Here is a 16,473-nt window from a genome sequence, read left to right on the forward strand (position 1 = left end):
GAATGGCTAAACTGACTAAACGCGCTCGCCTGATCCGCGAGAAAGTAGACGCGACTAAAGATTACGATATCAACGAAGCTGTTGCTCTGCTGAAAGAACTGGCTACTGCTAAGTTCGCAGAAAGCGTAGACGTTGCTATCAACCTGGGTATCGATGCGAAGAAATCTGATCAGAACGTACGTGGTGCAACTGTACTGCCTAACGGTACTGGTAAAGATGTTCGTGTTGCAGTATTCACTCAGGGTGCAAACGCTGAAGCTGCTAAAGAAGCGGGTGCGGACATCGTAGGTATGGACGACCTGGCTGAGAAAGTTAAAGCGGGTGAGATGGACTTTGACGTAGTAGTTGCCAGCCCTGACGCAATGCGCGTTGTTGGTCAACTGGGTCAAATCTTAGGTCCACGTGGCCTGATGCCTAACCCTAAAACTGGCACTGTAACGCCTGACGTTGCAACTGCAGTTAAGAACGCTAAAGCTGGTCAGGTTCGCTACCGTAACGATAAGAACGGTATCATCCACGCCAGCATCGGCAAAATTGCTTTCGAAGCTAACCAGATTCAAGAGAACCTGGAAGCCCTTCTGGAAGCACTGAAGAAAGCTAAGCCTTCTTCAGCTAAAGGCCTGTACATCAAGAAGGTAAGCCTGAGCACCACTATGGGCGCTGGCGTATCTGTTGATAAAGGTACTGTAGGTCTGTAAGACTTTTTACAGATGGCATAGCCCGTCTGTCTCTTAAAGGTTATGGGTTGGAGCTGTTGTACATCGCCAAAAGCGAATAACGATAGCTCCCGTCCAAGACCGCAGGCGCTAAGCGGCAAAAGAGGTAAGAGAACTTTTGCACCAACGCTTAACTTAATACAACAGCCTGCGCAGACGGTGGTTTCGACTCAGACTCTCTGGGATAACGAACACCGTAGAGCGGTACAACTACTTTGAGTAGATGTATCAATCTGTGAACACTGATGAACGGGAAGGGTAACCGGAACGGACATCAGATTTTATGAGGTGAACTCAGTGGCACTAGGTTTAGCAGCAAAAAAAGAGATCGTAGCAGAAGTTTCTGAAGTTGCGTCTCGCGCTCTATCCGTAGCCGTTGCTGAATACCGTGGGATGGAAGTTGCAGAACTGACTGACCTGCGTGTTAAAGCCCGTGAGCAAGGCGTATACCTGAAGGTTGTACGTAATACTCTGGCTAAGCGTGCATTGGCAGACAGCAATTTTGCAGACTTAGAAAGCGCCTTAACTGGCCCGCTTATCTATGGTTTCTCTATCGACGCACCAGGCGGTGCGGCACGTCTTTTCAAAGACTTCGGTAAGACTAACGATAAGCTGAAAGTTACTGCACTTTCAATTGGTAGTGGTTTACTTGGTCCAGAGAAACTGGATGCAGTAGCAGCCCTGCCTACCCGCGACGAAGCGCTTGCAAGACTTCTTGCGACCTTCAAAGCACCAGTTGGCAAGTTCGTTCAAACTATCAACGAAGTTCCTGCCAAATTTGTGCGTGTATTGGCGGCGGTCAAAGACACCAAGTAATTGGCGTTTTTGGCATATTGATTTTTTTAACTATTTAATCCCGGGAGTTTAGAGAAATGGCTCTGACTAAAGAAGATATCTTAAACGCGATCGCTGAAATGCCAGTAATGGAACTGGTTGAACTGATCGAAGCAGCTGAAGAAAAATTCAACGTATCTGCGGCTGCTGTTGCAGTTGCTGGTCCTGCTGCAGGCGGCGAAGCTGCTGCTGTTGAAGAAAAAACTGAATTTGACGTTGTAATGACTTCATTCGGTGGCAACAAAGTTGCAGTAATCAAAGCAGTTCGCGGCGCGACTGGCTTAGGTCTGAAAGAAGCGAAAGAACTGGTAGAATCAGCTCCTAAAGCTATCAAAGAAGGCGTAGCTAAAGATGAAGCTGAAGCACTGAAGAAAGAGCTTGAAGAAGCTGGTGCAGAAGTAGAAATCAAGTAATCTAATTTGCTTAGATTACCTGCCTGAAACGGCAAGGCTGGTGGTTAATATTGACCACCAGCCTTTTTGCGCTGTAGGGTGTACAGTTTTTAACCCTTTACTGTATCCACCAAAAGCACATCGGAAATTAAATAAATGAGCAGAAAACCAAAGTCTTAACTAACTATTTGGTTAAATTTTGGTGTATGCTATTTAATTACCCCGAAAAAGGGTCGTGGAAGTTTGTTGTTTGACTAGTTCAAACAGCAGGTTGGGTCAAAAATCAGCAGGCTGAGGAACCCATGGTTTACTCTTATAGCGAAAAGAAACGTATCCGTAAGGATTTTGGCAAACACCCACAGGTATTGGAAATTCCATACCTCCTTTCAATTCAGCTAGATTCATTCAAAAAATTTATTGAAATCGATGCAGATGGTCAGTACGGACTGGAAGCTGCTTTCCGTTCTGTCTTCCCAATTAAGAGCTACTCTGGCAGTTCAGAGCTGCAGTATGTGAGCTATCGTCTGGGCGAACCGGTTTTCGATGTTAAAGAATGTCAAATTCGAGGCGTCACGTATTCAGCCCCATTAAGAGTAAAACTTCGTTTAGTGTTGTTCGATAAAGATGCTGCGCCGGGTACGGTTAAAGACATCAAAGAGCAAGAAGTGTACATGGGCGAAATTCCATTGATGACAGAGAACGGTACGTTCGTCATCAACGGTACTGAGCGTGTAATCGTTTCTCAGTTACACCGTTCACCCGGTGTGTTCTATGATCACGATAAAGGGAAGACTCACTCTTCCGGTAAGGTACTGTATAACGCACGTGTTATCCCTTACCGTGGTTCGTGGTTAGACTTTGAATTCGATCCTAAAGATAACCTGTTCGTTCGTATTGACCGTCGCCGTAAGTTGCCTGCAACGATTATCTTACGTGCGCTGGAAATGACGACAGAAGAAATTCTGGATCTGTTCTTCGATAAAGTACAAATTCGCATTCAGGACAATAAGCTTCTGATGGAAGTTGTGCCTGATCGTCTGCGTGGTGAAACTGCACAGTTTGATATCAAAGACAACGAAGGCGAAGTCATCGTTGAAACAGGTCGTCGTGTATCTGCACGTCACACCCGTGCGCTTGAAAAAGCGGGTATCACTGAGTTAGAAGTACCTGCAGAATACCTCATCGGTCGTGTATTCGCGCGTACTTACGTGAACGAAGAAACTGGCGAAGTACTGGTTAATGCAAACGATGAAGTAACACTGGAATTGATGGCTGAGTTAAGCCAGGCCGGTGTTAAAGAGTTTGAAACTCTTTACATCAACGAACTGGATCACGGTTCATACATCTCAGATACACTGCGTATCGACAGCTCAACAAATCGCCTCGAAGCACTGGTAGAGATCTACCGGATGATGCGTCCTGGTGAACCACCAACTAAAGATGCTGCTGAAACGCTGTTTGACAATCTGTTCTTCTCTGAAGATCGCTATGACTTGTCATCTGTTGGCCGTATGAAGTTCAACCGTCGTTTAGGTCGTGAAGAACTGGTTGGTTCCGGTACGCTGGACAAAGACGATATCGTTTCTGTAATGAAGCAACTTATCCTTATCCGTGACGGTAAGGACGAAGTGGATGATATCGACCACCTGGGTAACCGTCGTATCCGTTCTGTTGGCGAAATGGCCGAGAACCAGTTCCGTGTAGGTCTGGTACGTGTTGAGCGTGCGGTTAAAGAGCGTCTGTCTCTGGGCGACCTCGACAACGTAATGCCACAGGATCTGATCAACGCGAAGCCTATCTCTGCAGCAGTTAAAGAGTTCTTCGGTTCTTCTCAGCTGTCTCAGTTCATGGACCAGAACAACCCGCTGTCAGAAGTAACGCACAAGCGTCGTATTTCTGCATTAGGTCCGGGTGGTCTGACTCGTGAACGTGCAGGCTTTGAGGTTCGTGACGTTCACCCGACACACTACGGTCGCCTGTGTCCAATCGAAACCCCTGAAGGTCCCAACATCGGTCTGATCAACTCATTGGCGAGCTTTTCTCGTACCAATGACTTTGGTTTCCTGGAAACACCGTTCCGTCGTATTATTGATGGTGTTATCAGTGACGAAATCGACTATTTGTCGGCCATCGAAGAAGGTCAGTTCAAGATCGCACAGGCAAACGTTGCAGTTGATGAAAACGGCGCACTGGTTGATGACCTGATCCCTTCACGTCACCGTGGTGAAACCACGCTGATGCCAAAAGAAGAAATCAAGTACATGGACGTTTCGCCTCAACAGATCGTTTCTGTTGCTGCCAGCATTATCCCGTTCCTGGAACACGATGACGCTAACCGTGCATTGATGGGTGCGAACATGCAACGTCAGGCAGTACCTACACTGCGTGCTGATAAGCCGCTGGTTGGTACTGGTATGGAGAAAACCGTTGCGGTTGACTCTGGTGTAACCGTTGTTGCTAAACGTGGTGGTATGGTTGATTACGTGGATGCAAGTCGCATCGTAATCAAAGTGGATGAAGACGAGATGCTTCCGGGTGAAGCGGGTATTGATATCTACAACCTGACGAAATACACCCGTTCTAACCAGAACACCTGTATTAACCAGAGACCTACCTGTAACGTTGGTGACCCGATTGTTGCCGGTGACGTACTGGCTGACGGTCCGTCTACAGACCTGGGTGAACTGGCGCTTGGTCAGAACATGCGTATCGCATTCATGCCTTGGAATGGTTACAACTTTGAAGACTCGATTCTGATTTCAGAGCGTGTTGCTCAGGAAGACCGTTTCACCACTATCCACATTCAGGAGCTGAGCTGTATCGCCCGTGATACCAAACTTGGGCCAGAAGAAATTTCTTCTGATATTCCTAACGTGGGTGAAGCTGCATTGGGCAAACTGGATGAATCCGGCGTTGTTTATATCGGTGCGGAAGTGAAAGGCGGCGATATTCTGGTTGGTAAAGTAACGCCTAAAGGCGAAACCCAACTGACGCCAGAAGAGAAACTGCTACGTGCTATCTTCGGTGAAAAAGCATCTGACGTTAAAGACACGTCTCTGCGTGTACCTAACTCTGTTCACGGTACAGTTATCGACGTACAAGTCTTTACCCGTGACGGTGTTGAAAAAGATAAGCGTGCACTGGAAATTGAAGACATGCAGTTGCGTCAGGTTAAGAAAGACCTGTCTGACGAATTCAATATCCTGGCTGACGGTATCTTTGCCCGTGCACGTAACTTGCTGATCAACGCTGGCGTTGATGAAGCGAAGTTAGACAGCATGCCTCGTGAAAAATGGTTAGAGATCCCTCTGACTAACGAAGATGCACAGAACGAGCTGGATCAAATCGCTGAACAGCACATCGAAATCAAATCTGATTTCGATAAGAAATTCGAGAACAAGCGTCGCAAGATCACCCAGGGTGACGACCTTGCGCCGGGCGTGCTGAAGATTGTTAAGGTTTACCTCGCGGTTAAACGTCACATCCAGCCTGGTGACAAGATGGCTGGTCGTCACGGTAACAAAGGTGTTATCTCAACAGTAATCCCTGTAGAAGATATGCCTTACGATGTTAACGGTACACCGGTAGACATCGTACTTAACCCGCTGGGTGTACCATCGCGTATGAACATCGGTCAGATCCTTGAGACCCACTTAGGTATGGCGGCTCACGGTCTGGGTGTGAAGATTGATCGCATGATCAAAGAACAGGAAGAACTGGCTAAGCTGCGTGAATTCCTAAAAGAAGTTTACACCTTAGGTGAGAATCACCAGGAAGTAGACATCGACAGCTTCACCGATGACGAAGTACGTCGCCTGGCAGAAAACCTGCGTAAAGGTGTTCCTGTTGCGACACCAGTATTCTCTGGTGCGAAAGAAGCAGAAATTAAAGCAATGTTGAAACTGGCTGACCTGCCAGAAAGCGGACAGATTCAATTGTTCGACGGCCGTACCGGTCGCGAATTCGAACGTCCGGTAACGGTAGGTTACATGTACATGCTGAAACTGAACCACTTAGTAGACGACAAGATGCACGCCCGTTCTACCGGTTCTTACAGCCTGGTTACACAGCAGCCTCTGGGTGGTAAAGCACAGTTTGGTGGTCAGCGCTTCGGTGAGATGGAAGTGTGGGCACTGGAAGCATACGGTGCTGCCTATACCCTGCAGGAAATGCTGACTGTTAAGTCGGATGACGTTAACGGCCGTACCAAAATGTACAAGAACATTGTTGATGGCGATCACAGAATGGAGCCTGGCATGCCAGAATCCTTCAACGTATTGCTTAAAGAAATTCGTTCACTCGGTATCAACATCGAGCTGGAAGAAAAGTAATACGGCTAACGCCATTGTATGATTTGATGGCCCGGTTCGCCGGGCTATAGAGACTGACTCCGCCGGGAGAGTAATGTGAAAGACTTATTAAAGTTTCTAAAGCAACAAAACAAGACAGAAGAATTCGATAATATTCGAATTGGTCTGTCATCACCTGACATGATTCGTTCATGGTCATTTGGTGAAGTTAAGAAGCCTGAAACCATCAACTACCGTACGTTCAAACCAGAGCGTGACGGTCTGTTCTGCGCGCGTATTTTCGGACCTGTAAAAGATTACGAATGTCTTTGCGGTAAGTATAAGCGTCTTAAGCACCGTGGTGTTATCTGTGAGAAGTGTGGCGTTGAAGTAACGCTGACTAAAGTACGTCGTGAGCGTATGGGTCACATCGAACTGGCTAGCCCGGTTGCCCACATCTGGTTCCTGAAATCACTGCCGTCACGTATCGGTTTGATGCTGGACATGACTCTGCGTGATATTGAGCGCGTACTGTATTTCGAATCTTATGTTGTTACCGAACCTGGTATGACAACGTTAGAGCGTAGCCAGCTTCTGAACGAAGAAGAATACCTGGATGCGCTGGAAGAGCACGGTGACGAGTTCGATGCGAAAATGGGTGCTGAAGCCGTTTTCGATCTGTTGAAAGTTCTCGACGTTGATGCTGATGTTGCAGCAATGCGTGAAGAGCTGCCTTCAATCAACTCGGAAACCAAGCGTAAGAAAATCACCAAGCGTTTGAAGCTGCTTGAATCATTCCAACAGTCTGGCAACAAGCCAGAGTGGATGATCATGACTGTACTGCCAGTCCTGCCACCAGACCTGCGTCCTCTGGTACCACTGGACGGTGGTCGTTTTGCGACTTCTGACCTGAACGATCTGTATCGTCGTGTTATCAACCGTAACAACCGTCTGAAGCGTCTGTTGGATCTGGCAGCACCAGATATCATCGTACGTAACGAAAAGCGTATGCTTCAGGAAGCGGTAGATGCGCTGCTTGATAACGGTCGTCGCGGTCGTGCAATTACCGGTTCTAACAAACGTCCTCTGAAATCACTTGCCGATATGATTAAAGGTAAGCAAGGTCGTTTCCGTCAGAACCTGCTCGGTAAGCGTGTTGACTACTCTGGCCGTTCTGTAATCACCGTTGGTCCTACGCTGCGTCTGCACCAGTGTGGTCTGCCTAAGAAGATGGCACTTGAGCTGTTCAAGCCATTCATCTACGGCAAACTGGAAGGTCGTGGTCTGGCGACTACCATCAAAGCTGCTAAAAAGCTGGTAGAGCGCGAAGCGCCGGAAGTATGGGACGTTCTGGATGAAGTAATCCGCGAACACCCGGTATTACTTAACCGTGCACCAACACTGCACAGACTGGGTATCCAGGCATTCGAACCTACCCTGATCGAAGGTAAAGCGATTCAACTGCACCCACTGGTGTGTGCGGCATACAACGCTGACTTCGACGGTGACCAAATGGCGGTTCACGTACCTCTGACTATCGAAGCACAGTTAGAAGCACGCGCGCTGATGATGTCTACCAACAACATCCTGTCTCCTGCGAACGGTGAGCCAATCATCGTACCTTCACAGGACGTTGTATTGGGTCTGTACTACCTGACCCGTGACAAAGTAAACGGCCGCGGCGAAGGCATGGTATTTACCAGCCCGCACGAAGCTGAAAAAGCGTACCGTACCGATGCGGCAGAACTGCACGCACGCGTAAAAGTACGTATTACTGAATATGACATTGCTGAAGACGGCACCAAAACTGAGAAAGTAACATTAACTGACACTACTGTTGGTCGTGCGATTTTCTCTCTGATCCTGCCTAAGGGTCTGCCGTTTGAAATTATCAACCAGGCGATGGGTAAAAAGCAGATCTCTAAACTGCTTAACGAGTGTTACCGTACGCTGGGTCTGAAAGATACTGTTATTGCCGCTGACCAAATCATGTATACCGGTTTCCACTACGCGATGATCGCGGGTGCGTCTGTTGGTATCGACGATATGGTTATCCCAGCTGCGAAGAAAGACATTATCGAAGCTGCAGAAGCTGAAGTTATCGAAATTCAGGAACAGTTCCAAAGCGGTCTTGTTACTGCTGGTGAACGTTACAACAAAGTTATCGATATCTGGTCAAACGCCAACGAAAAAGTTGCCCGTGCGATGATGGATAACCTGAAGGTTGATACTGTAATCAACCGTGACGGTGAAGAAGAAGAGCAGGCGTCATTTAACTCTGTTTACATGATGGCCGACTCCGGTGCTCGTGGTAGTGCCGCACAGATTCGTCAGCTGGCAGGTATGCGTGGTCTGATGGCTAAGCCAGATGGTTCAATCATCGAAACGCCCATCACGGCTAACTTCCGTGAAGGTCTGAACGTATTACAGTACTTCATCTCAACTCACGGTGCTCGTAAGGGTCTTGCCGATACGGCACTGAAAACTGCGAACTCGGGTTACCTGACTCGTCGCCTGGTAGACGTTGCACAGGATTTGGTTATCACCAATGACGACTGTGGCACGTTTGAAGGCGTGAAGATGACACCACTGATTGAAGGTGGTGACGTTGTAGAGCCGCTGCGTGAGCGTGTACTGGGTCGTGTGGTAGCAGAAGACGTAATCAAGCCGGGTACTGACGAAGTGCTGGTTGAGCGTAACACGCTGCTGGACGAAGCACTGGTAGACATGCTGGAGCAGAACTCTGTAGACCAGATGATGGTTCGCTCGGTTATCACTTGTGACAACGACTTCGGTGTTTGTGCTAAGTGTTACGGTCGTGACCTTGCACGTGGTCACATGGTGGCGAAAGGTGAATCTGTTGGTGTTATCGCTGCTCAGTCAATCGGTGAGCCAGGTACACAGCTTACCATGCGTACGTTCCACATCGGTGGTGCGGCATCAAGAGCGTCAGCAGAAAGCAGCGTTCAGGTTAAGACTGAAGGTAGCCTGAAGATGCATAACGCTAAGTTCGTTCGCAACCAGGACGACAAAGTGGTTATCGTTTCACGTTCTACCGAACTGACAGTTATCGACAGCTTCGGCCGTGAGAAAGAGCGCTATAAAGTGCCTTACGGTGCAATTCTGTCTGTAGATGATGGTGCAGCAGTTAAAGCCGGTGAAGTGGTAGCAAACTGGGATCCGCATAGTCACCCAATCGTGGTTGAGCGTCCGTCTAAGATCTCGTTTGCCGATATCGACGACTCCAACACCGAAATGCAGCAGGATGAGCTGACCGGTCTGACCCGTGTTGTGGTTAAAGACCTGGCTAAAGTTAACGCTAAAGAGCCTAAGCTGATCCTGGAAAGCGATGAGACTGGTCTGCAGGAAATTCGTCTGCCTAGCTTCACCACTATCGAAGCGGCGGATGGCAAACTGGCTCACGCCGGTGACGTGTTAGCACGTATCCCGCAGGAAAGCTCGAAGACACGTGACATCACCGGTGGTCTGCCACGGGTTGCTGACCTGTTTGAAGCGCGTAAGCCGAAAGAACCTGCAATCCTGGCTGAAATCTCCGGTACCATTGGTTTCGGTAAAGAGACCAAAGGTAAGAAACGTCTGGTTATCACACCGAAAGACGGTGCCGATGCTTACGAAGAGATGATTCCTAAGTGGCGTCAGCTGAACGTGTTCGAAGGTGAATCTGTAGAACGCGGTGAAGTTCTGGCCGATGGTCCTGAGTCTCCACACGATATCCTGCGTTTGCGTGGTATCAGTGCGGTTTCTAACTACATCGTGAACGAAGTTCAGGAAGTTTACCGTCTGCAGGGTGTAAAAATTAACGATAAGCACATCGAGGTGGTAATCCGTCAGATGCTGCGTAAGTGTATTATTACTGCTGCCGGCGATACTCAATTCCTGGAAGGCGAACAGGTTGAAGTGGCTCACGTTAAGATCGCGAACCGTGAAATGGAAAAAGCCGGTAAACTGCCTGCACTGTATGAAACACAGTTGCTGGGTATTACTAAGGCGTCACTGTCTACAGAGTCATTCATCTCTGCAGCATCGTTCCAGGAAACAACACGCGTACTGACAGAAGCTGCGGTACAGGGCAAAGAAGACGATTTACGTGGTCTGAAAGAAAACGTAATTGTTGGTCGTCTGATCCCTGCCGGTACCGGTTTCGCATACCACGAGCGTCGTATGCAGAAACGTGCTGAAGCCATTGAAGAGATGTCTGTATCTGCTGCTGAAGCAGAACAGGCACTGACTGAAGCATTAAATGCTGAAGTGAGTGGTGGAGACGCATCAGACGAGTAAGACTTGTCACTGAACGGTGGATATTTCGCCGTTCAGTGCATTCAGGGTATGCAAACGTGAATAATCGCCTGGTTATCCTTTGTACACCTTGACACTGGCTTATGAGATCATTAGAATTCCGCGACCCAATTTCTGGTAAGTCCGCTTAATTTAGCGAAGACATACTGAAACAGGGCCGCGGTTTTTTTGTTTTCGGGCGGGTAAATGTAGAGCACGTTTACAACAAGCTTCAGATTCAATAAGCCGTTTAACAGACCCGACCATGGATCGGGTTTTCATTTTTTACTAACAGGAGCTAGTTAATGGCAACAGTTAACCAGTTAGTGCGTAAGCCACGTCGTCAGCCAGTTGCAAAAAGCAACGTAGCTGCACTGCAAGCTTGCCCACAACGTCGTGGTGTATGTACTCGTGTATATACCACTACGCCTAAGAAACCAAACTCTGCACTGCGTAAAGTATGTCGTGTACGTTTAACTAACGGTTTCGAAGTGTCTTCGTACATCGGTGGTGAAGGCCACAACCTGCAAGAGCACAGCGTTGTTCTTATCCGTGGTGGTCGTGTTAAAGACTTACCAGGTGTTCGTTATCACACTGTTCGCGGTACTCTGGACTGCGCAGGCGTTAACGATCGTCGTCAAGCCCGTTCTAAGTACGGTGCGAAGCGGCCTAAATCTTAACGGTTCTCCGTTAGTAAGGCCAAACTGAAGTAATCAGAGTTTTGGGATTTCCCTGAATTCATACGGAGAATTGTAAAATGCCAAGAAGAAGAGTCGTAGGTCAACGTAAAATCCTACCAGAACCAAAATTTGGTTCACAACTGCTTGCTAAATTCATGAATGTCGTAATGCTCGACGGCAAGAAATCAGTTGCTGAAAAGATTGTTTACGGTGCGCTTGATATTGTTGCTGAAAAAACCGGCAAAGCACACTTAGACGTGTTCGAAGACGCTCTGGACAACATCCGTCCTACAGTGGAAGTTAAATCACGCCGTGTGGGTGGTTCTACTTACCAGGTTCCTGTAGAAGTTCGTCCTGTTCGTCGTAACGCGCTGGGTATGCGTTGGATGGTAGAAGCGGCACGTAAACGTGGCGAAAAGTCCATGGCACAACGCCTTGCAGCTGAGATGTTAGATGCAGCAGACAACAAAGGTTCTGCGGTTAAGAAACGTGAAGACGTTCACCGTATGGCCGAAGCGAACAAAGCGTTCGCACATTACCGTTGGTAATCAACGTTTAAACTGAGAGAGACGTATGCCTCGTAAGACCCCAATTGAACGTTATCGTAATATTGGTATTGTCGCTCACGTAGATGCGGGTAAAACCACCACTACTGAGCGTGTCCTGTTCTATACAGGGTTATCACACAAAATCGGCGAAGTGCATGATGGCGCAGCCACCATGGACTGGATGGAGCAGGAGCAGGAGCGTGGTATCACGATCACTTCTGCTGCTACCACGTGCTTCTGGTCTGGAATGCAGCAGCAGTACGATCAACACCGTATCAACATCATTGATACGCCGGGACACGTTGACTTTACCATTGAAGTTGAACGTTCTCTGCGTGTTCTTGATGGTGCGGTGGTTGTATTTTGTGGGTCTTCCGGGGTAGAGCCTCAATCAGAAACAGTCTGGCGTCAGGCTGATAAATATCGTGTACCGCGCATGGTTTTCGTCAATAAGATGGACCGTGCCGGTGCCGATTTTGAACGTGTTGTGGGTCAGATCCGCAAACGTTTGGGCGCGACCTGTGTACCGATTCAACTGAATATTGGTGCAGAGGAAGAATTCCGTGGCGTCATCGATTTAATCAAGATGAAAGCCATCAACTGGAATGCAGAAGACATGGGTATGACTTTTACCTATGAAGACATTCCGGCTGAACTGGTTGCTAAAGCAGAAAAATACCGCACAGAGATGATCGAAGCGGCTGCAGAGGCTTCCGAAGAGCTGATGGAAAAGTACCTGGAAGGCGAAGAGCTGACCGAAGAGGAAATCCGTCAGGGTCTGCGTACCCGCGTACTGAACAACGAAATTGTTCTGGCAACCTGTGGTAGCGCATTTAAGAACAAAGGTGTTCAGGCTGTGCTGGATGCCGTTATTGAGTATTTGCCTGCACCAGTCGACATTCCTTCTATTAAAGGTGTGTTAGACGACGGCGAAGAAACTGAAGCAGAGCGCCATGCTGACGACAGCGAACCGTTTTCTGCTCTGGCATTCAAAATTGCCACAGACCCGTTCGTCGGTACCCTCACGTTCTTCCGTTGCTATTCCGGCGTGGTTAACACAGGCGATACCGTCTATAACCCTGTGAAGCAAAAACGTGAGCGTTTTGGTCGTATCGTGCAGATGCACGCTAAAGACCGTGAAGAATTAAAAGAAGTTCGTGCCGGCGACATTGCCGCAGCTATCGGACTGAAAGACGTGACCACCGGTGACACCTTGTGTGATCCGAATCATGTTATTACACTTGAGCGTATGGAATTCCCTGATCCGGTAATCTCCATCGCCGTAGAGCCAAAATCTCAGGCAGACCAGGAAAAAATGGGTCTTGCTCTGGGTAAACTGGCTGCAGAAGACCCGTCGTTTAAAGTACATACTGATGACGAAACCGGACAAACAATCATTTCCGGTATGGGTGAACTGCACCTCGATATTATTGTCGACCGTATGAAGCGCGAATTTAAGGTTGAATGTAACGTAGGTAAACCACAGGTTGCTTATCGTGAGACTATTCGCAGCAAGGTCGAAGCGGAAGGAAAGTTTGTCCGTCAGTCAGGCGGACGTGGACAATTTGGTCACGTCTGGCTACGTATCGAGCCACAGGAAGAAGGTGCAGGCTACGAATTCGTGAACGAAATCGTGGGCGGTGTTGTACCAAAAGAATTCATTCCTGCGGTAGACAAAGGAATTCAGGAGCAGCTGCAAAATGGTGTGCTGGCAGGGTATCCTGTACTTGATGTAAAGGTTACACTGTTCGACGGTTCATATCATGATGTTGACTCTTCTGAAATGGCGTTTAAGATCGCCGGCTCTATGGGTTTCAAGAAAGGTTGTGCTGAGGCAAATCCAGTATTGCTCGAACCCACTATGAAAGTTGAAGTAACAACTCCAGAAGATTGGATGGGTGATGTTGTAGGCGATCTGAATCGTCGTCGCGGCATGATCGAAGGTATGGAAGACGGTGTAGGCGGGATCAAGATTGTTCGCGCGAAAGTACCGCTTTCAGAAATGTTTGGGTATGCGACTGACTTGCGTTCACAAACGCAGGGTCGTGCGTCATACTCTATGGAGTTCTTCAATTACTCTGAAGCGCCTAGCAATGTTGCAAAAGCGATTATCGAATCAAGAAACTAAATCTTAATGAAGGTTCGGTCCGGTCTGTATTGGGTCGGACTTTTAACTTAGGAAACGAGAAAAATGGCAAAAGAAAAGTTTGAACGTACGAAACCCCACGTAAACGTGGGTACAATCGGCCACGTTGACCACGGTAAAACCACTCTGACCGCAGCAATCACTACTGTACTGTCTAAGACTTACGGCGGTTCAGCTCAGGCTTTCGATCAAATCGATAACGCGCCTGAAGAAAAAGCTCGTGGTATCACCATCTCTACTTCACACGTAGAATATGACACGCCTACCCGCCACTACGCGCACGTAGACTGCCCGGGACACGCTGATTACGTTAAAAACATGATCACTGGTGCTGCTCAGATGGACGGCGGTATCCTGGTAGTTGCTGCGACTGATGGTCCTATGCCACAGACTCGTGAGCACATCCTGCTGGGTCGTCAGGTTGGTATCCCTTACATCATCGTATTCATGAACAAATGTGACATGGTTGATGATGAAGAGCTGCTGGAACTGGTTGAGATGGAAGTTCGTGAACTTCTGACTGAATACGAATTCCCGGGTGACGATCTGCCAGTAATCAAAGGTTCTGCTCTGAAAGCCCTTGAAGGCGACGCAGAGTGGGAAAAGAAAATCATCGAACTGGGTGAAGCACTGGATTCTTACATTCCAGAGCCAGAGCGTGCTATCGACAAGCCGTTCATCCTGCCAATCGAAGACGTATTCTCAATCTCAGGCCGTGGTACTGTTGTAACTGGTCGTGTTGAGCAAGGTATCATCAAAGTTGGTGAAGAAGTAGAAATCGTTGGTATCAGAGATACAACCAAAACTACTTGTACCGGTGTTGAAATGTTCCGTAAACTGCTTGACGAAGGTCGTGCAGGTGAGAACGTTGGTGTTCTGCTGCGTGGTACTAAGCGTGATGACGTTGAGCGTGGTCAGGTACTGGCTAAGCCTGGTTCAATCACTCCTCACACTCAGTTTGAAGCGGAAGTATACGTACTGTCTAAAGATGAAGGCGGTCGTCACACTCCATTCTTCAAAGGTTACCGTCCACAGTTCTACTTCCGTACAACTGACGTAACTGGTGCCGTTGAGCTGCCAGAAGGCGTAGAAATGGTAATGCCTGGTGACAACCTGAAATTCGTCGTTGACCTGATCGCTCCAATCGCGATGGAAGAAGGTCTGCGCTTCGCAATCCGTGAAGGTGGTCGTACAGTAGGTGCTGGTGTTGTAGCTAAAATCATCAAGTAATTGATGACTACACACTAGTCCAAAAAAAGGTCGCGCAAGCGGCCTTTTTTGTTTTTAGTGACCCGTTAAACCTGATGATCTGCCAATAATGTTTCCTTTGCAAGTATCAGCAGGTGCATCTTTTACCGGAAGTGTTATCATCGCCGGCGCTTTTCGAGCTGTGGATGATAATGCCTGATGCAACAATCCCTTCACATAGCTGCGTTACCCTGAGATGTTTCCACAAAAATGGTGTTCGCCATGAGATTTGATTCCATTAAGTCCCGCCTGATGCTGATGACCCTGATCTGCGTATCAGGAATGAGTTTGCTGGTGGTAAATCAGCATTTATTCACTAAGCGCCTCTTTCATTTGCATGAGCAACACAATTTATTGCTGCATCTGGAGCAGGAGTTGTTGCAATTAAGACGTCACGAAAAGGACTTCCTGCTGCGACATCAGATGGACTACTATCACCGGTTCACGGCGCGCTCCGAGCGGTTTAATAATGATCTTGCCGGGTTGTCGCCGTTGCTGGCCGACTATGCGTTGCCGGTAGAGCAAACCGGCGAACTTGCGCAAAGCATGCATGATTACCAGCGCCTGTTCCGTGAAGTGGTTACTCTGCAAAGTCAGTTGGGATTAACCCGCCAGTCCGGTTTTCAGGGCAAACTCACCGGCATAGAGGATGACATGTCTCGGGTGCCATTCTTTGCCTATGGTAGTGAGGCTTATCAGCTGAAAGTTGCCCTGCAACTGGCTACCCGCAATTATCTACTGACCCGTGAAAGCTTTCACCGTCAGGCTGTACGTCAGGCCCTTGAAAAGTTGCAGCATGCGGCGGTGATCAGTAGTGACGGGCAGGCACAAACCCTGACGGCAGAGTACACCCGGGTGTTTAATCAACTGGCTGACGCGGTTACGACAATGGGCGTCACCCATAATGATGGCCTGCAGGGAGCCTTCAGGCGTCAGGCCCATGATGTGGAAGACAAGCTGCGAAGTGTGGAAACCGCATTGCAGCCGTTGATCACCGATCAGCAAAATAAAGTCAGGGTGTACAGTTTGTCGATTGCGGCAGTGACATCCATCGCATTGATTTTACTGCTGGTCAAAAGCTTCGCCACATTTCACCGTGCTTTTGCTAATTTCGTCATGTTCTTTTACCGTTGTAAAAGGCAATATCAGAAAATTGATACCCGGCAGCTCGGGTTTGCGGAATTTAAGTCTCTGGCTGAGCTGGCAAACGAGATGGTGGAATCCCGCAGGGATATCGAGAAAAAGCTGGCGAAAGCCGAAGCCCAGCTTCAGGAACAGAATTCTGTAGCGAAATGAGGCTAAGCGGCAGACAGCCGCACCAAAA

Annotated in this window: 10 protein-coding genes; all 10 read left to right on the forward strand. The window is 48.3% G+C overall.

The window, feature by feature from the left end; translation table 11 throughout:
- Nucleotides 1-2: 2 nt before the first annotated feature.
- The 10 genes from rplA to ACXAG2_RS12355 all read left to right on the forward strand — a co-directional run bounded on the left by rplA (nucleotide 3) and on the right by ACXAG2_RS12355 (nucleotide 16,445).
- The gene (gene rplA, locus ACXAG2_RS12310; RefSeq protein ID WP_119502618.1) at nucleotides 3-698 is read left to right on the forward strand and encodes a 50S ribosomal protein L1; all 696 of its coding nucleotides are present in this window, start codon (nucleotides 3-5) and stop codon (nucleotides 696-698) included.
- A gap of 315 nt (nucleotides 699-1,013) precedes the next feature.
- Nucleotides 1,014-1,532 carry a 50S ribosomal protein L10 gene (gene rplJ / locus ACXAG2_RS12315; RefSeq protein WP_474846215.1) on the forward strand — a complete coding sequence of 173 codons (519 nt, stop codon included), beginning with the start codon at nucleotides 1,014-1,016 and terminating at the stop codon, nucleotides 1,530-1,532.
- 56 nt (nucleotides 1,533-1,588) lie between these two features.
- Nucleotides 1,589-1,963 carry a 50S ribosomal protein L7/L12 gene (gene rplL / locus ACXAG2_RS12320; RefSeq protein WP_474846213.1) on the forward strand — a complete coding sequence of 125 codons (375 nt, stop codon included), beginning with the start codon at nucleotides 1,589-1,591 and terminating at the stop codon, nucleotides 1,961-1,963.
- 281 nt (nucleotides 1,964-2,244) lie between these two features.
- Nucleotides 2,245-6,273 (forward strand): DNA-directed RNA polymerase subunit beta, encoded by a 4,029-nt coding sequence (gene rpoB / locus ACXAG2_RS12325; RefSeq protein ID WP_474867389.1) that lies wholly within the window; start codon nucleotides 2,245-2,247, stop codon nucleotides 6,271-6,273.
- 75 nt (nucleotides 6,274-6,348) lie between these two features.
- Nucleotides 6,349-10,530 carry a DNA-directed RNA polymerase subunit beta' gene (rpoC, locus tag ACXAG2_RS12330; protein WP_474867391.1) on the forward strand — a complete coding sequence of 1,394 codons (4,182 nt, stop codon included), beginning with the start codon at nucleotides 6,349-6,351 and terminating at the stop codon, nucleotides 10,528-10,530.
- Nucleotides 10,531-10,832: 302 nt separating this feature from the next.
- The gene (gene rpsL, locus ACXAG2_RS12335) at nucleotides 10,833-11,207 is read left to right on the forward strand and encodes a 30S ribosomal protein S12 (protein WP_070123207.1); all 375 of its coding nucleotides are present in this window, start codon (nucleotides 10,833-10,835) and stop codon (nucleotides 11,205-11,207) included.
- 77 nt (nucleotides 11,208-11,284) lie between these two features.
- The gene (rpsG, locus tag ACXAG2_RS12340) at nucleotides 11,285-11,755 is read left to right on the forward strand and encodes a 30S ribosomal protein S7 (protein WP_070123208.1); all 471 of its coding nucleotides are present in this window, start codon (nucleotides 11,285-11,287) and stop codon (nucleotides 11,753-11,755) included.
- Nucleotides 11,756-11,780: 25 nt separating this feature from the next.
- A complete protein-coding gene (gene fusA, locus ACXAG2_RS12345; protein WP_474852893.1) occupies nucleotides 11,781-13,883 on the forward strand; it encodes an elongation factor G in 2,103 nt (700 codons plus the stop codon).
- 63 nt (nucleotides 13,884-13,946) lie between these two features.
- Nucleotides 13,947-15,131 carry an elongation factor Tu gene (gene tuf, locus ACXAG2_RS12350; protein ID WP_474845340.1) on the forward strand — a complete coding sequence of 395 codons (1,185 nt, stop codon included), beginning with the start codon at nucleotides 13,947-13,949 and terminating at the stop codon, nucleotides 15,129-15,131.
- A gap of 240 nt (nucleotides 15,132-15,371) precedes the next feature.
- Nucleotides 15,372-16,445: a chemotaxis protein gene (locus tag ACXAG2_RS12355; RefSeq protein ID WP_474867393.1), complete on the forward strand. Its 1,074-nt coding sequence runs from the start codon at nucleotides 15,372-15,374 to the stop codon at nucleotides 16,443-16,445.
- Nucleotides 16,446-16,473 lie beyond the last annotated feature (28 nt).

This window comes from Alteromonas sp. ABH4_456 (assembly GCF_056160645.1).